We start from the raw sequence: 21,852 nt of genomic DNA on the forward strand, positions 1-21,852 counted from the left end.
CGCTTTTCCGTATCTGGAGTGGGAAACGAGGCTGGAATCCGCGCTCTTTCTCCTTGAAAGTATTGATTTTTTTCCGTGATCAATGCTTTCGATGTACGGGATGATGTACGCATTGTGTGAGCTTGCAAGGTGGTCAATTTTTACAAACAGCTTCTACACCTGATTCACGAGTCACGTAGCTCGCAGTTGAGCGGCTACGGCTTTGGTGGCGCCTAACTCACCGCCCGATTGGATCGGTTGGTCTTCTGTCGACAGGCAGCAATCGGCCCAGAGTATGTAAAAAACGCTCTTCTTCATCTATTTCGTTTGGGGCGATAGAGACCTGAACGCCATCGATGACGCTCGAAAACCCGCACCGTTTCTGGCCGTTGGAAAACTGGGTCGATGCCGCAAGTGCCGTGGTGATCAATACAACCTACAAGCATCGGTGGCGAATGCACGGCGATCAATTCGATCATCCAGGAATTCACCCCGACACGCTATCGCAGCTGGGTCGACCTGATCATCAACGGCACATCCTGATATCTTTAAACCCGCTTTTGATGATTATCTTGCGGCAGCCCGTTTCGCTTGAATTGAGGGGGCGATGTGTGAAGCACTGATACGGTCCACCAGGTATCGCGCATCTTTTGCCACACCGGAAAAACGCCCCGACCCCCATGTGTACAACCATGGTAATCCGAGGAAATACAGACCTGGCTGCGCCGTGACTCCACGTTGGTGGCCCGGGTGGCCACGGCCATTGAAGACGGGAGCCTCTACCCAGGTAAAATCCGGGCTGAAGCCGATGCACCAGATTATGCTGGTGATGCCCGACGCCTCAAGGTCCAGTTCGCCGCGCTCTTGTTCGGGTAACCAGTTCGGCTGATAGCGTTCGCCGGTGGGCGCATCGATCGAGTTCTCCTCGATGTACTTGTCGATTGAGCCGTTGATGCGGTTGTACACCGCATCAGCGTTGTCCAGGCTCTCTCCCAGGTTCTCGGCAAATTGCATGCGCGTGCCCTGCAACCCTTCGAGACGACCGAACAACTCCATGCCTTCCAGGGCGAATTTACGCAGGTCGATATCGCGCCCGCCATCGCGTCCCGTGACGTAATGGTTGGTGTTGTCGCGCACACCTTCACGCAGCGGATGGGTGTCGACGCCGATCTCGTAGTAGCCCATTTCCGCCAGCCAGTCGACCACGTCCTTGCCCCGATAGAAGCGCGCACAACGCGGTGCATCGCCGACCGCAAGATAGACTTTGCGCCCGGCCAGATGCAGGTCCTCCGCAATCTGTGCCCCCGATTGCCCGGAGCCAACCACCAGTACGTTGCCAAGAGGCAATGAATCGGGGTTACGGTATTGCTCCGAATGCAGTTGATGAATACCCGCTGGCAAACGTTCCGCCAGGCGCGGAATGATCGGCGTGTGATATCCGCCCGAAGCGACAATCACCTGGTCAGCGGTGAATTCGCCTTGGGTGGTATGCACCTCGAAACCTCCAAGTGCGCGAGGGACCACGCGCTGCACGGTAACGCCCTCGCGAACCGGCGCGTTCACCGATCTGACGAAGCCGGCCAGGTATTCGTTAATCTCGTCCTTTTTCATGAAGCCGTGAGGATCGGTCCCCTTGAAATCATCGACGTAGGTATAACCCGGCAAGGCGCATTGCCAGTTAGGCGTGACGAGACTGAAGGCGTCCCACCGCTGATTGCGCCAGGTATGGGTCAAGCTGTGCTTTTCCAGCACCAGATGGTCAATCCTTTCCTGTTGCAGGTAATAACTGGCAGACAACCCGGCTTGGCCGCCGCCAACGACGATCACACCGTAGTGCGGGATTTTGATTGAAGTAAGATGGCTGGTCATAACGTTGCTCCTGTCATTGGTGACGATAAGAATCCAGGGGGGAATCAATGAATCAGAATGAGCTCCAGCCCGCACCGATCACTTGTCCTGCGCCTTCGGTACGCATGCTCAGAATGTCCACCTGGCCATCGGCGAGGGCTGGATCGACCAGGTAACTGGCCTGGCCCTTGAGGGAACTCAAGGTGTCCATGGCCGAACTGCAATAGAACCCTTTGACCTGCTTGACCCGCTCCGAGGCGTTGTTCAAGGCGTTTTCGATGCGCTGTAGAAAATCCGGCAACGAGTAGCTGGCGCCTTCTTCCAGGTATTGGAAAATCACGGTCGAGGGTGAATAACCGTTAGTTTCGCGGCCATTGGGCCAGCGGATTTTGAAATTGACGGCGGGCATGTCAGCGCTCCTGTTGCTTGAGATTCAAAGGGGTCAGGTCCAGATGGGAATAACTGAAGCCGGTAAATGCCTGTTCACGCAGGTTCCAGAATTCGCCGTGCCGATCGTCGAGCCGGACAGTCAACGCGCCACTGGCATTGACCTGGCCGATGCGTTCACAGCGCACGCCTTCGACGGCAAACTCGGCTTGCACCTGCGGCCAGTCACGTTCATCGAGGGTCATCAAGAAGCCGTAGCTGGGGAACACCTGCAGCCAACGCGAGAGGTCGGCATCCGGCGGACATGGCAGTGCCATCAGGTCGATCGTCGCTCCGCAACCGGTGGTTTCCAGCAGCATCAACAGACTGCCGAGCACCCCGGCATTGCTGATGTCTTTGGCCGCATTCAGCAGTTTGGCGTCCGCCAGGCGCGGCAGCACATCAAGCTTGCTGCGCAGGCGTTCGGCCGGCACGCCTTCGAAAGCTTTCCAGTAGGCGCTGTCGGCGTGCCAGGCGCCGTCAAGGTCCACCGCCATGGCGATGACTTGACCGGGCGCGACGTGCAAGGTCGACAACAAGGTTTGCGCGACTCCGGTAATCGCCACGGCCAACGCGGTCGGATTACCGGTGGTGAGGCTGGTGTGCCCGCCGGCCAGCAGCACACCATAGGCCTCGCAGGCGCCGCGAATACCCGCAAGCATTTGCTGTGAGGCGTCGTTGTCGTGATGCCAAAACGCATTGACCACCGCGGTCGCGCGACCGCCCATGGCAGTGATGTCGCTGACATTGGCCATGACTGCCGACCACCCGGCAAACCACGGTGCCGACTCGACGAACACCGGCAACATGCCTTCGATGGCCAGCAATTGAAAGTGATCGCCACAGGCAATCGCCGCCGTGTCATCGCCGGGCAAGGCGTAAAGCTGTTCGCGAGTCAGTGATTGTTGGCTGCTGCCGATCACGGCTGCGGGTTGCTGGATCGCCTGTTTCGAGCGCATCGCCGGGGTATTGCGCAAGTTGTCGAGCAGCGCGGGTAGATCGATGATGTCAGCCATGGCGAACCACCTTCAGTGCACGCAACGACACCTGACGCGGCATCAACGGGTAGCTCGGCAAGTCTGCCTGCATCAGGCAATGCGGCTGGCCGAGTAATTCCAGCTGTTCAAGGGTGTGCCAGCCAAGGCCATGAAAGTAGTTTTCGTTTTGCGTCTGCACCGTGGCGCGAAACACCTCGCAGCCCAGTTCCTTGGCTCGCGACACGGCTTCGTTGACCAACGCCTTACCAATCATGCTGTGACGCCGATATGCCGGCGCAACGCACAAGCGCCCGCCGAACCACAGGCCTGGCTCGGGCTGATAGATGCGCACCGCGCCGACAACCTGATCGGAGATCCCGCAATTGCCGGCCAGGGCAACGATGGCAATTGCCTGAAAATCATGGCGGTCCTTGTCCTGCACCAGCAGTTGTTGCTCATCGGAAAACACCGAGCGCCGCAGGGCGAAATAGGCCTGTTTCTCCCACTGTTCGCTGGCGGGTTTGACCAACAACTCACCGGCACGGAACGGTTCAAACGTGCTGTCGACCAAAGCAAAGGCGAGATTCGGCATGGGAGTTCTCCGGCTTATTCGTAGCTTTTGAGGGCCGAGCACGCGCCACATTTGGCGCAACCGGCGTTGATCTGATCGGAGTGAAGACCGTGGCGACGCAGGCTCGCACCGATCTGCGGATACAAACGGGCCATCATCGCGCTGTCGGGTTTCGGGTGATGGGCCAACGGCGTGCCGTCGATGGGCACGAACGGCACCACGAACGGGTAAACCCCCAGCGCGCATAAACGCTCGCTCATTTCACTGATCGCGGCTTCGCTGTCGCCCAGCCCGGCGAGAATGTAAGTGCTGACTTGGCCGCGACCGAACACTTCGACTGCGGCGCTAAAAGCGTCGAAATACCGGCTCAGCGGCACTTCGGCCTTGCCCGGCATGATCCGTTGGCGCACTTCATCGGTGACCGCTTCCAGGTGCATGCCCAGCGACACCACGCCGCTGTTGGCCAGACGCTGGAACCAGCGATCATCGTCCGGCGGCTCGCATTGCGCCTGAATCGGCAGCTCCACCGCTGCAGTCACCGCCGCGGCGGATTCACATAAGATGGCCGCGCCTCGGTCCAGGGTTTGCGGCGTGCCGGTGGTCATCACCATGTGCTTAACGCCATCGAGTTCCACCGCCGCTTTTGCCACTTCAGCCAGTTGCTGCGGACGTTTGCGGGCGATGGTTTTACCCGCCGCCAGCGACTGGCCGATCGCACAGAACTGGCATGAACTGCCGCGATCGTTGAAACGAATGCAGTGCTGCAACACCGTGGTCGCGAGGACATCGCTGCTGTGCAGTGTGGCGATTTTCCAATAGGGAATGCCGTCGGCAGTGCTCAAACCATAGAACTTCGGCACGCCTGGCATCTGCACTTGACCGACCTGCAAGCCTTCGCGAAAGATCAGCGCCTGGCTGCCATCGGCGCTGGGTTGCGCTTGATAGGGTGAATCCTGCGAGGCCTGATTGAGGATCGGCACCATCATGGTCCGGCTGCCAAAACTCAGCGCCTTGTGATCCGACGGTCCTGCGCCACCTTGCCGGGACAGGCCGTTCTGCGCAGCCGGCCAACGCACGCCATGGCATTGCAGTTCAGCGAGCAATTCATTGGTTTGCATGATCGGACTCCTCGTCGGCAACCGATGCAAAGTGGCCGCTGCGCTCATGGACATGCGCCGTGGGCGTGCGGTCGATCAACAGGCTGAGCAACTCCGGACGGCTGTAGTGCCCGACCGAATCCATCATGCGTTTGCGCTTGTCGATCAGTGCCAGATCGAGGTCGGCAATCACCACGCCTTCGCCGGAACGCAGCGGTTCTCCGAGCAATTTGCCTTCGGGAGAGACGATGGCGGTGAAGCAGCCACCCGAGATCGGGCCGGGGCCGCAACCGGTGTCCTGCATGATCTGGCCCTGCTGATCGGCATCCAGCCATGCGGTGGCGTTGACCACGAAACAACCGGATTCCAGGGCGTGATGGCGGATGGTGACTTCGATTTGCTCGGCAAAAATATCGCCCACCAAGGAGCCGGGAAACATCGCAGCGTGGATCTGCTCGCCGTCCGCCATCAAGGCGTAACGGGCCAGCGGGTTGTAATGCTCCCAGCAGGCCAGCGAGCCGATGCGCCCCACGGCACTGTCGATCGCGCGCAGTCCCGAACCATCGCCCTGACCCCAGACCATGCGTTCATGGTAGGTCGGGGTGATCTTGCGTCGGTGCTGAATCAGGCTGCCATCGGCATCGAAGAGTAATTGCGCGTTGTAGATCGTTCCGCCATCGCGTTCATTGACCCCGATGGACACGACCATTCCCGCTTGTTTACACGCCTCGCCAACTGCGAGTGTCGCGGCGGACGGCACGGTCACCGATTGATCGAGCAATTTGAGGTGTTGTGCACCCATGGCAAAGGCCGGTTGCACAAAGGAAAAATAAGGGTAGTAAGGCACCACCGTTTCCGGAAACACGGCGAACTGGACGCCTTGTCGGCCGAGGGCGATGATCTGTTGGCAGATCTTGTCCACGGTGCCTTCGCGGCTGTAAAGCACCGGGCTGATCTGTACGGCAGCTGCGCGAATGATGGCCATGAGGGGTCCTGGTCTTGAGGTGATTGAAGATGCAAGCCTGTAGGCGCCGGCTTGCGGGCGATAGCGGCAGATCATCAACACGGATCTCACCTGACAAATCGCCATCGCCAGCAAGCCGGCTCCTACACGGTGTAATCAGGCCGTCCAGGTATCGATGATCATCGCGCCTTCACGACGCATCAGCAGGCGCAGGTCCATCACGTCCAGCGGGTTGATCGGGCGGATGCCTTCGATCAGGGCCTTTTCGGTCTGGCCGTACAGCGCTTGCAGGGCGAAGCGGCAGGCGTAGACCTCACCGCCCTCCTCCATGAACTGCATCAGCTGCTTGTTTACCGCCAAATGACCGGGAAACGCCTCAGCCCCCAGGGTCGGGAAACCACGCTGTACACCCAGTTGCACACCTGGCCCGTACAGCAGAATTTTGGTTTCGAAACCTTTCCGCAACAGGCGCTTGGCCTGAAGCATGTTGACCAGGCCAATGGAGCCTTCGAAGGCGATGGTGTGGAAGGTGATCAGGACTTTCTCGCCAGGCTCGGCTTTGACGTCCTCGAAAACTTTCTCTTCGTAATTGACCAGGAAGTCGCCGTCTTTGTAATGGGGGATGTCCACGGTTGGCATAGTGTCGCTCTCCAGTTTCTTCGTGCTTGAACGACAGCCTGTGGTTGGCTGCCGGGTTGCAGGAGATAGAGCGAACGCCGTGCCAGGAAATAAAATTAATTTTCCGGGCAAGGTAAGTGGCTGATTCGCTTAGAGATGCTTATCTGATAAGGTTTTTATGGGCCAATCTGATGCTATCGATGAATCACGGATTCCCGTAGAAATACGAATATTCGTAGCGGCCTATCACGAGATTTCGTAGTCATGACTGAAACAGACGCTCTCAGCGGTTGGGCCGACCTGGCCTATTCGTCGCGGCACATGGTGTTCGAGCACTGCGCCGAAGCCATTGCGCTGCTCAACCCGTTCAGCGATCGGTTGGGTGATCTGAACATCGCCGCCTGCGAACTCCTCGGCTATCCGCGCCAGGAGTTGCTGGAGCTGCCGGTGAGCAAGCTGTTCGGCCACCAACTGGCCGACCTGATCGTGTTCACCCAGGCCGTGATGGACAAGGGCCGCGGCTGGACCGACGAGTTGAGTTGCAACTGCAAGAGCGGCGAACGCATCGAGCTGGAAATCTCCGCCACCATTCTGCAGATCAAGGGTGAGCAACAACTGATCCTGGTATTGCGTGAGCTAAGCCATGAGAAGTACCAGCGCGACCAAGCCCACACCGAACGCACCATGCGCGGCGGGCTGATTGAGTGGCGGAACATCCTTAATCTTTTCCAGGAAAGCGAACGCGATAACCAGCTGCTGCTCAGTTCGGTGGGCGACGGTATCTACAGCATCAACAGCGAAGGCCTGGCGACCTTCGTCAACCCGGCAGGCGCGCGCATGCTGGGCTGGGAACCGCAGGACATGATCGGCAAGAACATCCATCGCATCCATCACCATACCCACGCCGATGGCAGCCACTACCCGGTCGATGAATGCCCGATCTATAAAGCCGTGCGCGACGGCGTGGTCCATGAGGGACGTCAGGAGGTGTTCTGGCGTCGTGACGGCAGTTCGTTTCCGGTGGAATTCACTAGTACTCCGGTGATTTCCGAGGGACGCATCGTAGGCGCGGTAGTGGTGTTCCGCGACATCACCGAGCGACGCAGCACGGAGAACCAGCTGCAAAATGCCCTGGATGAACTCAAGGTACTGAAGGAGCGCCTCGAGGAACAAAATGCTTACTTGCAGGAAGAAATCCACATCGAGCACAACTTCCGGGAAATCGTCGGCCAGAGCGAGCCGATCAAGAAAATCATCCGGCAGATCGACGTTGTTGCCCCTACCGATGCCAGTGTGTTGATCAACGGTGAGTCGGGAACGGGCAAGGAGCTGATTGCCCGCGCCATCCACCAGGCCAGTCGCCGCAATGCCCATCCGCTAATTCGGGTCAATTGCGCGGCGATCCCTGCGGAGTTGTTCGAGAGCGAGTTTTTCGGGCACATCCGGGGCGCCTTTACCGGGGCGGTGCGTGATCGCGTCGGGCGCTTTGAGCTGGCTGACGGTGGCACGTTGTTCCTCGATGAAATCGGCGAAATCCCCTTGGAGCTGCAAAGCAAATTGCTGCGGGTGTTGCAGGAAGGTCAGTTCGAGCGGGTCGGCGAAGAACGCACGCGCAAGGTCGATGTGCGGATCATTGCCGCGACCAACCGCGACCTGCGCCAGGAAGTCGCGGCTAAACACTTTCGTGAAGACCTGTATTTTCGTCTGAACGTATTCCCGATCCAGTCCCCGCCATTGCGCGATCGATTGATGGACATCGGGGCCCTGGCCGCACACTTCCTAAAGCAGACCGGTAAGCGCCTGAACATGCCCGGGAGGCGATTGCGCAACAGCGACATCGAACGCCTGCAACGCTACTCGTGGCCGGGTAATATTCGCGAATTGCAAAACGTCATTGAGCGAGCGTTGATCACCTCGATTGGCGCGGATCTGAACCTGGATTTGCCCGACGAACCAAAACCGAATCTTCCCCCCTCTCAGCAGCCTTCTCTTGCCACCACGATTATGACGGACGCGCAGATTCGCGAACTCGAGCGCATCAACATGGAAGCCGCGCTGAAGGCCGCAGATGGAAAGCTGTTCGGTAAAGGCGGTGCAGCCGAATTACTTGGGCTCAAACCCACGACACTGGCTTCCAGGTTCAAACGGTTGGAAATCAAGCTGGAGGACTGATCAGACCTGGCTGATCACGCAATCTCGTGATAGCCACTACGAAGATTCGTATTTCTACGTAAATGCGTAGCTTGCGAGGATCAACAATTCCTGCACGAAAACCCACAACCCACAAAGATAACTTTTAAAATCAAATAGTTAGGACCGCATAAAAAAACCGCGACAACTTGGTATGTCATTCGCTAACAGGGATGGATAAGCCCCGTCATGTCCCGTGACGGCATCGACGCCCTGCCAGGCAAAATGATGGATATCTACCATGCCGACAACCACTGCATTCATCGCCTCCCGCTCAGAAACCTACCTGGCCTCGATGCCCAACTTGGCATACACAGGATTGTCGGAAAACTGGTTGTTGAAAGAGTGCGGTCATCAACATTGGCTCGCATTGGCCCAATTACATAATCGACCTCTGCCTGATTTCGTCGATGAGCAAGGGCGCATCGCTTATGCTGCGTTCACGGCAGTAAAGCTGTGGAATCTGAAGCTGGAAACCATCATCGAAAATCGCTCGTTCCAGATCAACACCCGGATCGGACGCGGTGGACATGCTCGGCACTACAGCGAGCATGAAGTCAGACTGGGCGATCGCATCGCCGGGCACGTGGGGCTACTGTCCACCTTCGTGAGCCGACATGTACCGGGTGACAATCGTAGTGTCAGCAAAGCATGCCTCAGTGGCACACCAGCCCCCGTGTCCGAGCCGCCGACGGTTCTCAATGAGCTGCACGCCGACAACCGAAGAATACGGAGCGGCGACTGGCACAGCCATCACGGGATTGACCGTCATTCAATCGAAGGGGCGCGTGTATTTGATTTCACGCCCTGCCCCGACATCGACTTCAACGGTGCTGACCTTCTTTACTTCGCCAACTTCCAGGCCGTGGTCGAGCGCGCGGAATGGGCCCTGCTGGGATTGCGCCGCCCCGGTCACATTCGCCAGCGCGAGCTGCACTTCTACGGCAATCTCAATATCAGTGACAGCTTGCAAATAAAACTGCACACGGGGCAGCCAGGTTATAGAGATCTGCACTGGTGTGAAGTGTATCGACGCAGCGACCTTTTCAAGCTCGCGGACATCTTTACCCGAAAAATCCATCTTTCGGACTGCAGCCGACCATGAGCCATTCTCCTCTCTGGCGGCCCGAAGGCCTGCGACTCAAGCCGGTGTACCACTGCAGCGACCTCGAAGGTCTTGAGCATCTGCATAGCCTGCCAGGCAAGCCCCCCTTTGTGCGTGGCCCTTACTCGAGCATGTACCCGGAAAAGCCCTGGACAGTGCGTCAGTACACCGGATTTGCAGGTGCCGACGCCAGCAACCAGCGCCTGCGACAACGATTAGCTGAAGGTGCGACAGGTTTATCACTGGCCTTTGATTTGCCGACACATCGTGGCTACGACTCCAGCGACCCATTGTGGCAGGCCGATGTCGGCAAGGCAGGAGTCGCCATCGACAGCGTCGAGGACATGTTGGAATTGCTCGACGGCATTGCCCTGGACCAGGTGTCGGTGTCACTGACCATGAACGGCGCAGTACTGCCCGTGCTGGCTGCGTTCATCGTTGCTGCGCAAGAATCAGGTTTCACTCCAGAGCAGCTCAGCGGCACGATTCAGAACGACATTCTCAAAGAGTTCACGGTACGCAATACGTACATTTTTGCGCCAGAACCCTCAATGCGCGTAACCATGGACGTGATCGGTTATTTGAACGAAAACGTACCGAGGTTCAACCCAATTTCGGTATCCGGTTATCATTTCCAGGAGGCCGGTGCCGATGCGGTACTGGAGCTGGCGCTGACCTTGGTCAACGCCAGGACCTATGCCGAACAGGTGCAAAAAAGCGGCCTGGATTTACACAGATTCTGTGAACGAATCAGTTTCTTTTTCGGTATCGGTAGCGACTTTTTCAGCGAAGTTGCCAAATGCCGTGCGGCTCGCATGCTTTGGTCTGAGATCACTCGAGACCTGGGCGTGCAGAGTGAAAAAGGTCAGGCCTTGCGCATGCACTGCCAGACATCAGGCTGGTCGCTCTGTGCGCAGGATCCGCTGAACAATGTCACGCGTACCACCGTCCAGGCCATGGCCGCTGTTTTTGGCGGTACCCAGTCTCTGCACACCAATGCCTGGGACGAGGCCTTGGCGCTGCCCAGTGAGGCCTCGTCAAGGCTGGCCAGCAATACCCAGCATATCCTGCAACAGGAAACCGGGCTTTGCGATGTGGTCGATCCCTGGGCGGGTTCCTATATGATGGAATCCCTGACGGCACAAATGGCCGCACAGGTTCGCCAACGGATGGCGCAGATTGATGCTCAGGGCGGGGTGTTCCAGTCAATCGAGTCCGGCTGGATAAGCCAGACCATTCACCTCCAGGCCATGGAAACTCAAGCCCGTCTCGATTGCGGGATGCAGCGTCAAATAATCTCCAGCGCCTACGAGAACACCGAGAAGCAGCCTGCCCTACCCGAGAACAGTCAGGCTCTGCTCGCACGACAGTGCCGGCGTCTGATTCGTCTGCGCTTGATGCGCGATAACGCTCACGTTCAAACCCTGCTGGATTCGATCACGAAATGCGCACGCTCGGGCCGAGGCAACCTGCTGGAGAAGACCGTAGCCGCGATTAGAGCGCGAGCTACAGTCGGCGAATGCACCAAGGCACTGGAAATAGTATGGCCCCGCTTCAGACCAGATCTGAAGTTCAGCACAGGGCACTATGGCCCCTCTGTGAGTACTCACCCGAATTGGGCTACAGCGGCAGCGCGGGTCTCGACCTTTATCAAGAATCACGGCCGTCGGCCGTCGATTATGCTGGCCAAGCTGGGTCAGGACGGGCACGACCGTGGCATTCGTTTATTGGCAGCGGCGCTGTCCGATGCCGGCTTCAGGGTGCGGCTTCTTCAGATGTTTCAAACACCCCTTCAGTTACTGCAATCGCTAGAAGTGGATCAGGTAGATTTGATTGGGGTTTCAAGTTTGGCGGGAGCGCACAACGAATTATTCACTGAACTATTGAGTCTGCTGAACGAGCGTGAACTTGAGCTATCGGTTGTTGTGGGCGGCATCATTCCAGAAGCCGATGCACGACAATTGCAGAAACTTGGAGTCAAGGCATGCTTCGGCCCGGGGCAGGAAGTGCCTGACATTATCGGGCATCTGATTGATCTGCTCATCTGCAAATAAAACCGCCCCCATCAGGAGGCGGTTTGAACAAACGGGGCCCCAACCTCTGCTGGAGGCCGCTCAGACTGTTACGCGTTTTGCCGCCACTTTCGCCACCTGCACACCCTGATGGCGCGCAATGCCCAACTCGCGGGCATCGGGCTGACGTGAACCCATCGACAACACCGACCTCTTTTGCCCCGCGTCACCTTCCCTCGAACAAACCAAACAGACCAGGGGGATCTTTGAGTACCAGTGCCTCTCATTTCATTTAGTGTTATGTTATTACGTCACCAATGGAGAGATCGTTTTGAAACACTATGCGCCGCTGCTGGCAGGACTCACGCTCGGACTATTTGAACAACCGTTATCAGCGAGAGAAAGCTTGGTACTGGACGAACTCTCGATCACCGACGTCTTCGTCGAGGAGCGTGCCGATGGCGCCGTGCGCGGCTATCGCGCCACTCGCTCGAGTACAGCCACCCGCACCGACACAGACATCCGTGACACGCCGCAGAGCATCGAAGTCGTACCCGCCCAGGTGATCCAGGACCTCAACACCTCCCGTATCGACCGCGCTCTGGATTTCGCCGGTGGTGTATCACGACAGAACAACTTCGGCGGGCTGACTTTTCTTAACTACAGTGTGCGCGGCTTCACCACGGGAGAGCTCTACAAGAACGGCTTCGCCATCAACCGTGGCAGCTACAGTTCGCCGGATACCTCGAACATCGAACGCATCGAAGTACTGAAAGGGCCCGCTGCCAGCCTATACGGTCGCGGCGACCCTGGCGGCCTGGTCAACATCGTCACCAAGCGCCCCCAACGAGAAGCCTCCAGTACTCTGGGTTTCAGCGCGGGCACCTGGGATCGCTATCGAAGCAACCTAGACGTCAATACTCCACTCGACAGCGAAGGCAACTTGTTGGCCCGGGTCAACCTCGCAATCGAGGACAACGGCAGCTTCCGCGACTACGTCGGCAACGAACGAAGCATCGTGAGCCCGTCGCTGATCTGGCAGATTTCGCCAGATACCCGGCTAATGCTGGACACCGAGTTTTCCCGTACCGAAACGGTGTTCGATCGAGGCATTCCTGCCGTCAAGGGCGAGTTGGGATCGGTCAAGCGCTCGACCTTTATGGGCGAGCCCAACGATGGCGAAATCCGCAACGATAACCAGACTATCGACTTGGCCCTGGAGCACTATCTGAGTGACGATTGGAAACTGCGCCTGGCCAATCACTACACCCAGGGCACACTCAAAGGCGCGAGCTCGGAACCCCAAGCGCTGGTCGGTACAACCCTGACCCGATTCTACCGAGAACGGAATTTCGAGTGGAACGACAACATCACCCAGGCCGAACTCCACGGAGACTTGGAGCTTGCCGGTTGGCGGCACCAGACATTGATAGGACTGGAGTACGAGAACTACCGCAACAGTCAGAAGTATCCCCAGAGCGCTACTCTGCGCAGCTATGGCTTGGATATCTATAACCCGGTTTACGGCCAGTCCAAACCGGCTCTCACCCGCGCCAACGATTTCTACGAGCATACCGAGAGCTACGCCCTCAACCTCCAGGACCAGATCGCCTTTACCGACCGCTTGCGCGGTTTGATCGGCGTACGTCTGGAACATATCGAACAGACTTCGCTGAACCGAACCACAAGCGTTAATAGCAGCCAGGAAAAGGACGTCGCCACCCCGCGCATCGGCCTGCTCTATCAACTGACGCCGCAGGTCGGCGTGTTCGCCAATGCATCCACCTCGTTCAAGCCCAACACCATTGGTACTAAGGGACAGGTATACAAGCCTGAAAAAGGTCTGGGGTATGAAAGCGGACTGAAACTTGATCTCTTTGACAGCCGCATTGGCGCGACTATCGCCCTGTTCCAAATCGACAAAGAAAACGTCATCACCACCGACGCCCTTGGAGACAGTGTTGCGGCAGGCAAAGCCCGCAGCAAGGGCCTGGATCTGCAGTTCAGTGGCCAAGTCACCGATGCCCTGCGCGTCATTGGTGCTTATGCCTACATTGACGCAGAGGTCACCAAAGGCGACGCGGCCATCCCCAAAGGCAGTGATCTGCTCGGTATCGCCCGAAACAGCGGCAGCCTGATGGCCGTCCACGAGTTCCAAAACGGGGCTCTTCGGGGCTCAGACGTCGGCGCTGCCGTGAGCTACGTCGGCGAGCGCTCGGGCCAGGCTGGCAGCACTTTCACCCTCCCCTCATACAGCACCCTCGACCTTCTCGCCCATTACAAAGCCAGCGAAGAAGTCACTGTCGGGCTGAACCTCAACAACCTGTTCAACCGCAAGTACTACGAACGCGCCTATAACAGCGTCTGGGTCATGCCAGGCGAACCACGCAACCTAAGCGTCAGCCTGACGCTCAACCTCTGATCGAAAGGAATCACCATGCAATCTTCACTAAAAATCGCCGCCGTACTGGCGTTCGTCGCGTCCACACAGGCTAACGCCCACGGCCTGTGGACCGAGGAACGCCGTGGCAATATCGAGGTGGTGTACGGCCATGGCGCCGAAGACGATGCTTTCAAAGCCGAGAAGATAAAAGGCGGATGGGCCTATGATGTGACCGGCAAAATGATCCCCGTGACCGTCCAGCGCCTGGCAGACCACGCCCGCCTGCAGCCGCTTAGGCCACCAGCGGTCATGGCTGTGGAGCTGGATAACGGCCCCTGGTCGCAGACTCCGGACAAGCGATGGATCAATCAAAACCGTACTCAGGTGAAAGACGCCATCGCCTCGACCCATAGTTTCAAATACAGTCTGGCGATCTATCAGGAAGGCGCGCACCTACCAAGGCTAGGCATGCTGCGTTTGGCGATTATCCCTCAAAGCGATCCTGTGAAGATCGGCGTTGGCAAGGAACTGGAAGTGCAGGTGTTGGTTGACGGCAAGCCAACTGCCGATATCGAACTTGTCGGCGACTACCGCAGTGCACCCTCTGAAATCAGTGGCAAGACTGACAAGGAAGGACGTGCACGCATAAAGGTGCGCAACGAAGGCCTGAACATCATCGCCGCGCAATTCACACTCCCGCTGCCCAAAGGCGCGCCGGTAGACAAGCAGAGTTTGTTCAGCTCGCTGACTTTCCTTGGGGAGCCACACCACGAATAAACTTCTGTACTGCATCTACAATTGAGATCGAAAATCCGATATGGGCCGATTGCTGCTCGTCACGACAAGCAGCAATCGGCCAAAAGCGACCCATCGCATAACGCAGAGAACGAACTCAACCGCGCACCAGGTAGGCCCCTGAGGGAACCCGATATCGCAGCTTCTTGCATTTGCCAGGTGCAGGCTGATGCCCCGGCGGACGATCAGGAAACCAAATTCGGCATTTGCCCGGAGGCGGCATATGGCCACGGGGAATCTCAACCTCAGCGTACGCCAGCTCAGGCTCGACATTAGCCATTTGCAATTGTCCTTCGGCCCCGGCTCTGCCCGCCGTCGGTACATCCGAAACCCGATCTGCCTTTGCGCTAGCGAAGTGGTCAGCGTCACGTCCAGTGTCCGGAGTGGATTGCTCAACAACCGCCATTTCCGCTTCGCGGCGCCTTTGGGTCTCCTCTTCCAGCCCCTTCTGTACTGCGGCCAGGTTCTCGTTGGCATTGGACGGGGAACCCGAAGATTGGGCCTGCTGTGCCGCCTGGATCAATTGGAAGTTGCGGTTACGCAACTCGACGTTGCGACCAACCCGCATGTTCGAGCGCGCCGCCAAGGTTTCAGCCTGCTGGTACTGCCCTTGCTGAAGACGCAATACACCGAGGTAATGCAGCGTCGCGGGATTGTTCGGCTGGATATGCAGGGCACGCTCCAGCGTAGCGGCGGCCTGATCCAGTTGGCCATTTTCATACTGTCGCGAGGCTGTTTCGATCAGGGTGGTCGATGCACTGTTGCTTTGCGCGGGCGCTCTCCGCTCGGCAGCGACAGAACAAAACGACGCAACAGCGCAGAACACAAAGATGAGGCCCGGCAGAAAACTCTTGGTTGGCATCAGGGGGCGGACTCGACTGAACTCGGACGGCACTGCCGTAAAGCAGCGCCACAGCGCTGCCCGGCATTTCCAATACAGGGCCGCTATTGACCTGGCCAACACCCTGAAGTTCCGGCTGTAACGTCCGCCGCAACCCGTATCATTTTTTACCCCCCCAACAACTAATCACGACCTATTGCTGCACTTCACGCAGAGCAGAAAATGGTCAGAAGCGGGCATCGAGAAAGCAGACTTCAAAACTGGTCGAACACTGAGACTGTTGTGGATTTAAGCAACGGCCCCCTCGAACTTTTCCCTATTTATCGGTCTATGTGGATAGGCACATCCGTTCGGTAAGCACGCCCTTCGCAGGCTTGCGCCGCCAGATGGCCACAAGCCTAATAGTCAATCAGAGGTTGTCTTCGCTCATGAAACTCCATGTTCCACGGATGGTGTTCTTCGGCCTGTTCGCGTTCGCGGTAGTGGGCTCGGCATCAGCCACACAGATGAAAACCTCAACCCCTGCTTCCGCAACTGAAGTCCCAGCCGTTCAGACTCCTGCCCAAGCCGCCGGCAACCCTTGGCCGACCTTGGCCAGTATGGCCGGCACGCAGCAAGGGCCGTTGCTTGCCCATGACGACCGATACTGGCATGACGACCGTTGGCACGATCGTAGAGACGATTGGCGCCGAGACGACTGGCGCAGAGATCAGTGGCGTAGAGAGCAAGCTCGCCGAGAAGCTGAGCGCCATCGTGATTGGGAGCGCCACCAGAATCGGGCCATGCGGCACCGTTACGAGAACGATCACCGTTACTATCGTCGCTAGCGCGAAGCCCCGGAACAATCCGTCTGCAACACGGGCAATACTGCGCCAACCTGCAAACCACGACTCAAACCGGTCCGAAATACAAAACGCCCGATGCGATGCATCGGGCGTTGGGATGAAACAGGTGTAAACCCTCAGAACTAGACAATGCCAACCATAAAAAACGCGCAAAAAAAAGCGCCACTCAATGAGTGGCGCTTTTTCGTATTTGGAGCGGGAAACGAGACTCGAACTCGCGACCCCGACCTTGGCAAGGTCGTGCTCTACCAACTGAGCTATTCCCGCGTCTTGGTGAGGCGCATTCTATAGAATCCAGATGCCCCGTCAACCCCTTGATTCAAAAAAGTTTATTTCTTTTCCACGTCGGTCTTCAGATGCGGCCAGGCAGCCCGCAAATATTGAACCATGGACCACAGCGTCAGGCCCGCCGAGATCATCAGCAAGGCATAACCCACCAGAACCCAGAACGTGAAGTCCGACGGATTGGCCAGCAGGATCACCAGCGCCAGCATTTGCGCAGCGGTTTTCCATTTGCCCAGGTTCGACACGGCAACGTGAGCACGAGCACCGAGCTCGGCCATCCACTCCCGCAGCGCCGAGACGACAATTTCGCGACCGATGATCACTGCTGCCGGCAGCGTGAGCCACAGGTTACCGTGTTCCTGCACCAGCAACACCAGCGCCACGGCGACCATCAGTTTGTCGGCCACCGGATCGAGAAAAGCCCCGAACGGCGTGCTTTGCTCCAGTCGGCGAGCCAGATAACCATCCAGCCAGTCCGTGGCGGCGGCAAACGCAAAGACCGAAGCAGACGCCAGGTAGCTCCATTGGTAAGGCAGGTAGAACAGCAAAATGAAGATCGGGATAAGCAGGACGCGTAGAACGGTAATCAGATTAGGGATATTCATCGGCACAACTGGCTACGAGGTGAGGTGGCATTCTACTCGCTGTGCAGATTTGCATAAATCAACTCTGCGAGCTTTTTACTGATCCCGGGTGCTTTGGCGATCTCTTCGATGCTGGCACGAGACAGCTCCTGCAATCCACCAAAATGTTTCAACAAATCGCGCCGGCGTGTCGGTCCAACGCCTGCAACGCCTTCCAGTGTAGACGTGCGGCGCGTTTTACCACGACGGGCGCGGTGCCCGGTAATCGCAAAACGGTGAGCTTCGTCACGGATCTGCTGGATCAAATGCAATGCCGGGGAATCTCCACGCAAGGTGAATTCGTGGGCGGCGTCGTTGAGGTACAAGGTTTCGAAACCGGCCTTGCGTGTCGCGCCCTTGGCCACGCCCAGCAGAATCAGGTCGGGCACCGCCAGCTCATTGAGCACATCACGCGCCATGGACAACTGCCCCTTGCCGCCATCGACCAACAGGATGTCCGGCAGCTTGCCCTCCCCGTCCTTCAGTTTGCTGAAGCGTCGGGTCAGGGCCTGGTGCATCGCGGCATAGTCATCGCCCGGTGTGACGCCTTCGATATTGTAGCGACGGTAGTCGGACTTGATCGGGCCTTCGGGACCGAATACCACACAGGACGCCACGGTCGCTTCGCCGCTGGAGTGACTGATGTCGTAACACTCCAGGCGCTGCGGCGGCTCATCCAGTTTCAGCACGTCGGCCAGGGCATCGAAACGCGCGGCGACGTGTTGGCGGTTGGCCAGACGCGCGCCCAGCGCCTGCTCGGCATTGGTCACGGCCAATTGCTGCCAGCGCGCCCGCGTCCCGCGAACCCTGTGGCTGATGGTCAGTTCGCGACCACGCAACTCTTCAATGGCTGCAATCAGCGTCGGAAAATCTTCGTGTACCACGTTGACGATCAATTCGCTCGGCAAGTCGCGCTCAGGGCTGCTGATGAAATACTGACCGAGAAACGCGGCCATGACCTCGGACACGTCTTCTTCAATACCCACCTGCGGGAAAAAGTTCTTGCTCCCCAGCACCCGGCCACCGCGCACGCTGATCAGATGAACACAGGCACCGCCCGGGTTGACGAACGCGGCGATCACGTCGACATCTCCGGTCCCGCCTTCCATGCTCTGCTGATCCTGAACCCGGCGCAGCAAGGAGATCTGGTCACGCAATTCGGCGGCTCGCTCGAACTCGAGGTTGATCGCCGCCTCTTCCATGCCGGCCGATAACTCGTCGGTCAGCGCGTTGCTGCGCCCCTCCAGGAACATCACCGAGTGCCGTACGTCTTCGGCGTACACCTCGGGCTCCACCAGGCCGACACAAGGCGCCTTGCAGCGTTTGATCTGATATTGCAGGCACGGCCGCGTGCGGTTCTTGTAATAGCTGTCTTCGCACTGGCGCACGAAAAAGGTCTTTTGCAGCAGGCTCAGGCTTTCGCGAATCGCACCGGCACTGGGATAGGGACCGAAATACTTGCCTTTGGCCTTCTTCGCACCACGATGAATGCTCAGGCGCGGGAACTGGCCATCGGAGAGAAACACGTACGGGTAGGATTTGTCGTCGCGCAACAGAATGTTGTAGGGCGGCCGCCATTCCTTGATCAGCGTCTGCTCAAGCAGCAAGGCTTCGGTTTCGTTGGCGGTGATCGTCGTTTCGACTTGGGCAATCCGCGCCACCAGCGCAGCGGTTTTCGGCGCGAGCCCGGACTTGCGGAAGTAACTCGACAGGCGATTCTTGAGGTTCTTGGCCTTGCCGACGTAGAGCAGACGCGCTTCGCTGTCAAACATGCGATAGACGCCGGGGCGTCCACTGACCGTCGACAGGAAAGCACTTGGATCAAAGGTGTCAGTCATTTTCAGAGGCTGGCATCAACCATGCCGTGACGAACCGCCAACAGCGTCAACTCGACATCGCTGCTGATCGAAAGCTTTTCGAAAATTCGGTAACGGTAGGTGTTCACGGTTTTGGGCGACAGGCACAACTTGTCGGAAATGATCTGCACCTTCTGGCAGCCGACAATCATCAGTGCGATCTGGATTTCCCGTTCCGACAGTGCGTCGAACGGCGAATCGTTGGTCGGCTGAAAAGATTTGATCGCCAGTTGCTGGGCAATTTGCGGGCTGATGTAGCGCTGGCCGGCAAACACCAGGCGGATGGCCTGGACCATTTCCGGCAACCCGGCGCCTTTGGTCAGGTAACCGGCGGCTCCGGCCTGCAACAACCGTGTAGGAAACGGATCTTCCTCACACACGGTGACCGCAACGACCTTGATATCCGGATGACTGCGCAACAATTTGCGGGTGGCCTCAAGACCGCCGATACCGGGCATCTTGACGTCCATCAGCACCACATCGGGTTTCAACTCACGCGCCTTGAGCAGGGATTCTTCACCTGACTCGGCCTGGCCGACCACTTGCAGGCCATCGATGTCAGCCAGCATTCGTGTAATGCCTGTACGAACGAGATCATGGTCATCGACTACTAGCACCCTAATCAAGCAGACACCTCGCGATATGGTCTTATTGAGTTGTCGACACCTTAGCAAAAAGCGACTGGCAGACCTAGCGGCAAGCGTCATATAAAAAGTTTCAATACATCTTGAAAGGCTTGTGCGATGCGTGTTTCAGCGATCCGCGACCTCGACATCGCGCTGCATTCTCAGGAAACACTCGTCTGCGCCGACCACCTGCAGGCCCTTTCTTTCATATAAGGCTTTTGCCGGATTATTTACAAACACCGTCAACCGCAGGGCCGGGCGGCGTTCCTTGCGCGCCATCGACAATACCTGATCGATCGCCCAGGAACCGGCACCCTGCCCCTGGAACGTGTCGAGCACATGCAACTCACGGATGTACAAGGCCCTTGCGTCCCGGCTGAGGCTCACATACCCCAGTACCACCTCATCGCGCACGATCAGCCAGTTTTCCCGCCCCGCCCACGCAACATCGAAGGCCTCGTCCTGCCACAGCAGATCGTGCTGAATGTAGTAGCGGAGCATGGTTTGACAGGTCAATTCCCGTGCAAAGTCTAGGTCCTGCGATGTCGCCGGACGTAATTCGAACCCCATCAGACCTCCGCGACGGCAACGACGCGCCCCATCCAGCCATCAGCTGTGCGGCGAGCAACGACCAGCAGACTGCCAGTACCGGGTGCAGCGGTAATCAGCGAACCGTCCGACGCCCAGATCGCGCTGCGTCCTGCCGACTCCCAGCCCCCCGTCGCACCGCCGTGGTTGGCCATCAGCACCGCCATCGAATGCGTGACGGCATAGCCCTGCAGCAACGCGGTGTCCGGGGCGTAGCCTTTTTCAGTGATCAGCACGCCTGCTGCATACAGATCGGCGCCCTGTTGCGCCGCTGCGGCCGCATGGCTGGCGTGGGAAAAATCGGCGCACACCGCCAGGGCGACCGTGTCACCGCCAATTACCAGGGTAGAACCGCCAAAGCCCGGTGCAAACGCTACTTCCTCGCCGGGATGCAGATGCTGTTTGCTGTAGACCCCCAGCGAGCCATCGGCGCCCAGGACCAGCGCTCCGATCAACACTGGCGAATTCTCCGACAGACGAATAGGCATCCCGACCACAGTCGTTACACCGATTTCCTGCGCGAAATGCCTTAACGGTTGCAGTAGCGCATCCTCCGGTGCAATCGCCAGCTCAACCGCCAGCCCACCCTCGTACCCGGTCAGCGACAGTTCCGGAAACACCAGCAACTGCACGCCCTGCTCCGCCGCCGCCTGCATGAAGCGTTGATGCCCGGCGATATTGGCGGCCAGGTCTCCCGCGATAGAGATCGATTGAGCGGCGGCGATGGTCAGCGGCGTCATGGTTCGTCCTTGTAACGTTGTGTTTTTGTTTAAGCGATGAGTGTGTCACAACCTTCGACGCACTCAAGCGATAGAAAACGCCGTCGGTGATCGATAGCAATTTCTGATTGAATCCGCGTACCGGCCTCTAGTAAGCTCGGCGCATCCATCGGAGACAGACCATGTTGAACGCCCTCTCACAGCTTCGTACCGCCAGCGCCCTGCGCTCGGTTGCGGCTGCCCGGGTGAACGTCGTTTGCGCTCCGGTCAGCTTTTATTTTGGGTATTGGTTTAGCCACTGGCGCGCCTGATACCCACACGGCGCCCACTTTAAACGGGTCGCCACCAGAGAATTCTCAACCCCCGGTCGGCCTCCCGACCGGGGGTTTTGTTTTTTCAGCCCTACGTATTTTTAGCAACACACCAGACAACCTGAGGATTCACGACATGAACTACGCCACTTATTACCGTTACGACAGTTTTACCGCCTGGCGATTTAGCAGC

General features: G+C 58.1%; 19 protein-coding genes and 1 tRNA gene. 6 read left to right on the top strand and 14 right to left on the bottom strand.

The annotated features are described in order from the left end of the window. Positions 1–546 precede the first annotated feature (546 nt). The 7 genes from PMI01S_RS11920 to PMI01S_RS11950 form a co-directional block, all read right to left on the bottom strand. Positions 547–1,848 (bottom strand): MSMEG_0569 family flavin-dependent oxidoreductase, encoded by a 1,302-nt coding sequence (locus PMI01S_RS11920; RefSeq protein ID WP_084320143.1) that lies wholly within the window; start codon positions 1,846–1,848, stop codon positions 547–549. 52 nt (positions 1,849–1,900) lie between these two features. Next, a complete protein-coding gene (locus PMI01S_RS11925; protein ID WP_084320145.1) occupies positions 1,901–2,236 on the bottom strand; it encodes an MSMEG_0570 family nitrogen starvation response protein in 336 nt (111 codons plus the stop codon). Position 2,237: 1 nt separating this feature from the next. Further along, positions 2,238–3,269 (bottom strand): sll0787 family AIR synthase-like protein, encoded by a 1,032-nt coding sequence (locus PMI01S_RS11930; protein WP_084320147.1) that lies wholly within the window; start codon positions 3,267–3,269, stop codon positions 2,238–2,240. Beyond that, a complete protein-coding gene (locus tag PMI01S_RS11935; protein ID WP_084320149.1) occupies positions 3,262–3,822 on the bottom strand; it encodes an MSMEG_0567/Sll0786 family nitrogen starvation N-acetyltransferase in 561 nt (186 codons plus the stop codon). Before PMI01S_RS11935 ends, PMI01S_RS11930 begins: the two co-directional genes overlap by 8 nt. Before the next feature lie 14 nt (positions 3,823–3,836). After that, positions 3,837–4,919, bottom strand: a complete 1,083-nt coding sequence (locus PMI01S_RS11940; RefSeq protein WP_084320151.1) for an MSMEG_0568 family radical SAM protein — start codon at positions 4,917–4,919, stop codon at positions 3,837–3,839. Further along, the gene (locus PMI01S_RS11945; protein WP_084320153.1) at positions 4,906–5,883 is read right to left on the bottom strand and encodes a Nit6803 family nitrilase; all 978 of its coding nucleotides are present in this window, start codon (positions 5,881–5,883) and stop codon (positions 4,906–4,908) included. The genes PMI01S_RS11940 and PMI01S_RS11945 overlap by 14 nt, the downstream gene beginning before the upstream one ends. A 135-nt stretch (positions 5,884–6,018) precedes the next feature. Then, the gene (locus PMI01S_RS11950; protein WP_020294052.1) at positions 6,019–6,501 is read right to left on the bottom strand and encodes an MSMEG_0572/Sll0783 family nitrogen starvation response protein; all 483 of its coding nucleotides are present in this window, start codon (positions 6,499–6,501) and stop codon (positions 6,019–6,021) included. 243 nt (positions 6,502–6,744) lie between these two features. Between PMI01S_RS11950 and PMI01S_RS11955 the strand changes: the two genes are divergently transcribed. The 5 genes from PMI01S_RS11955 (at position 6,745) to PMI01S_RS11975 (ending at position 14,947) form a co-directional block, all read left to right on the top strand. Further along, the gene (locus PMI01S_RS11955; RefSeq protein ID WP_084320155.1) at positions 6,745–8,652 is read left to right on the top strand and encodes a sigma 54-interacting transcriptional regulator; all 1,908 of its coding nucleotides are present in this window, start codon (positions 6,745–6,747) and stop codon (positions 8,650–8,652) included. Positions 8,653–8,911: 259 nt separating this feature from the next. Continuing rightward, the gene (locus PMI01S_RS11960) at positions 8,912–9,775 is read left to right on the top strand and encodes a Pnap_2097 family protein (RefSeq protein WP_084320157.1); all 864 of its coding nucleotides are present in this window, start codon (positions 8,912–8,914) and stop codon (positions 9,773–9,775) included. Then, positions 9,772–11,829 carry a methylmalonyl-CoA mutase gene (gene scpA / locus PMI01S_RS11965; RefSeq protein ID WP_084320159.1) on the top strand — a complete coding sequence of 686 codons (2,058 nt, stop codon included), beginning with the start codon at positions 9,772–9,774 and terminating at the stop codon, positions 11,827–11,829. The genes PMI01S_RS11960 and scpA overlap by 4 nt, the downstream gene beginning before the upstream one ends. A 289-nt stretch (positions 11,830–12,118) precedes the next feature. After that, positions 12,119–14,209 carry a TonB-dependent siderophore receptor gene (locus PMI01S_RS11970; RefSeq protein WP_084320160.1) on the top strand — a complete coding sequence of 697 codons (2,091 nt, stop codon included), beginning with the start codon at positions 12,119–12,121 and terminating at the stop codon, positions 14,207–14,209. 15 nt (positions 14,210–14,224) lie between these two features. After that, positions 14,225–14,947 (top strand): DUF4198 domain-containing protein, encoded by a 723-nt coding sequence (locus PMI01S_RS11975; protein ID WP_084320162.1) that lies wholly within the window; start codon positions 14,225–14,227, stop codon positions 14,945–14,947. A gap of 115 nt (positions 14,948–15,062) precedes the next feature. Here PMI01S_RS11975 and PMI01S_RS11980 read toward each other — a convergent pair whose 3' ends face one another. Further along, complete coding sequence (locus tag PMI01S_RS11980) at positions 15,063–15,827, bottom strand: tetratricopeptide repeat protein (protein WP_084320197.1); 765 nt, start codon at positions 15,825–15,827, stop codon at positions 15,063–15,065. 407 nt (positions 15,828–16,234) lie between these two features. Between PMI01S_RS11980 and PMI01S_RS31990 the strand changes: the two genes are divergently transcribed. Further along, positions 16,235–16,633: a hypothetical protein gene (locus PMI01S_RS31990; protein ID WP_084320199.1), complete on the top strand. Its 399-nt coding sequence runs from the start codon at positions 16,235–16,237 to the stop codon at positions 16,631–16,633. Positions 16,634–16,842: 209 nt separating this feature from the next. On the opposite strand, the gene PMI01S_RS11990 is transcribed toward PMI01S_RS31990, so the two are convergent. From PMI01S_RS11990 to PMI01S_RS12015, 6 genes are all read right to left on the bottom strand, one after another. Next, positions 16,843–16,918, bottom strand: a tRNA-Gly gene (locus PMI01S_RS11990). Between the two features lie 62 nt (positions 16,919–16,980). After that, positions 16,981–17,541 carry a CDP-diacylglycerol--glycerol-3-phosphate 3-phosphatidyltransferase gene (gene pgsA, locus PMI01S_RS11995; protein WP_084320164.1) on the bottom strand — a complete coding sequence of 187 codons (561 nt, stop codon included), beginning with the start codon at positions 17,539–17,541 and terminating at the stop codon, positions 16,981–16,983. Between the two features lie 32 nt (positions 17,542–17,573). Continuing rightward, on the bottom strand, positions 17,574–19,397 hold the full coding sequence (gene uvrC, locus PMI01S_RS12000) for an excinuclease ABC subunit UvrC (protein ID WP_084320165.1): 1,824 nt from the start codon (positions 19,395–19,397) through the stop codon (positions 17,574–17,576). A 2-nt stretch (positions 19,398–19,399) separates the two neighbouring features. Next, positions 19,400–20,041, bottom strand: a complete 642-nt coding sequence (gacA, locus tag PMI01S_RS12005) for a response regulator transcription factor GacA (RefSeq protein ID WP_008015884.1) — start codon at positions 20,039–20,041, stop codon at positions 19,400–19,402. A 126-nt stretch (positions 20,042–20,167) separates the two neighbouring features. Further along, positions 20,168–20,611 carry a GNAT family N-acetyltransferase gene (locus tag PMI01S_RS12010; protein ID WP_084320167.1) on the bottom strand — a complete coding sequence of 148 codons (444 nt, stop codon included), beginning with the start codon at positions 20,609–20,611 and terminating at the stop codon, positions 20,168–20,170. After that, positions 20,611–21,369, bottom strand: a complete 759-nt coding sequence (locus PMI01S_RS12015; RefSeq protein WP_084320168.1) for a carbon-nitrogen hydrolase family protein — start codon at positions 21,367–21,369, stop codon at positions 20,611–20,613. The genes PMI01S_RS12010 and PMI01S_RS12015 overlap by 1 nt, the downstream gene beginning before the upstream one ends. Between the last annotated feature and the right edge of the window lie 483 nt (positions 21,370–21,852).

The sequence above is a fragment of the Pseudomonas migulae NBRC 103157 genome (assembly GCF_002091715.1).
Classification (GTDB): Bacteria; Pseudomonadota; Gammaproteobacteria; order Pseudomonadales; family Pseudomonadaceae; genus Aquipseudomonas; species Aquipseudomonas migulae_A.

What these genes read in the sequence shown, in the direction of transcription:
- PMI01S_RS11920 (WP_084320143.1), bottom strand. Translation starts at nt 1,848, where the DNA reads ATGACCAGCCATCTTACTTCAATCAAAATCCCGCACTACGGTGTGATC.
- PMI01S_RS11925 (WP_084320145.1), bottom strand. Translation starts at nt 2,236, where the DNA reads ATGCCCGCCGTCAATTTCAAAATCCGCTGGCCCAATGGCCGCGAAACT.
- PMI01S_RS11930 (WP_084320147.1), bottom strand. Translation starts at nt 3,269, where the DNA reads ATGGCTGACATCATCGATCTACCCGCGCTGCTCGACAACTTGCGCAAT.
- PMI01S_RS11935 (WP_084320149.1), bottom strand. Translation starts at nt 3,822, where the DNA reads ATGCCGAATCTCGCCTTTGCTTTGGTCGACAGCACGTTTGAACCGTTC.
- PMI01S_RS11940 (WP_084320151.1), bottom strand. Translation starts at nt 4,919, where the DNA reads ATGCAAACCAATGAATTGCTCGCTGAACTGCAATGCCATGGCGTGCGT.
- PMI01S_RS11945 (WP_084320153.1), bottom strand. Translation starts at nt 5,883, where the DNA reads ATGGCCATCATTCGCGCAGCTGCCGTACAGATCAGCCCGGTGCTTTAC.
- PMI01S_RS11950 (WP_020294052.1), bottom strand. Translation starts at nt 6,501, where the DNA reads ATGCCAACCGTGGACATCCCCCATTACAAAGACGGCGACTTCCTGGTC.
- PMI01S_RS11955 (WP_084320155.1), top strand. Translation starts at nt 6,745, where the DNA reads ATGACTGAAACAGACGCTCTCAGCGGTTGGGCCGACCTGGCCTATTCG.
- PMI01S_RS11960 (WP_084320157.1), top strand. Translation starts at nt 8,912, where the DNA reads ATGCCGACAACCACTGCATTCATCGCCTCCCGCTCAGAAACCTACCTG.
- scpA (WP_084320159.1), top strand. Translation starts at nt 9,772, where the DNA reads ATGAGCCATTCTCCTCTCTGGCGGCCCGAAGGCCTGCGACTCAAGCCG.
- PMI01S_RS11975 (WP_084320162.1), top strand. Translation starts at nt 14,225, where the DNA reads ATGCAATCTTCACTAAAAATCGCCGCCGTACTGGCGTTCGTCGCGTCC.
- PMI01S_RS11980 (WP_084320197.1), bottom strand. Translation starts at nt 15,827, where the DNA reads ATGCCAACCAAGAGTTTTCTGCCGGGCCTCATCTTTGTGTTCTGCGCT.
- PMI01S_RS31990 (WP_084320199.1), top strand. Translation starts at nt 16,235, where the DNA reads ATGAAACTCCATGTTCCACGGATGGTGTTCTTCGGCCTGTTCGCGTTC.
- pgsA (WP_084320164.1), bottom strand. Translation starts at nt 17,541, where the DNA reads ATGAATATCCCTAATCTGATTACCGTTCTACGCGTCCTGCTTATCCCG.
- uvrC (WP_084320165.1), bottom strand. Translation starts at nt 19,397, where the DNA reads ATGACTGACACCTTTGATCCAAGTGCTTTCCTGTCGACGGTCAGTGGA.
- PMI01S_RS12010 (WP_084320167.1), bottom strand. Translation starts at nt 20,611, where the DNA reads ATGGGGTTCGAATTACGTCCGGCGACATCGCAGGACCTAGACTTTGCA.
- PMI01S_RS12015 (WP_084320168.1), bottom strand. Translation starts at nt 21,369, where the DNA reads ATGACGCCGCTGACCATCGCCGCCGCTCAATCGATCTCTATCGCGGGA.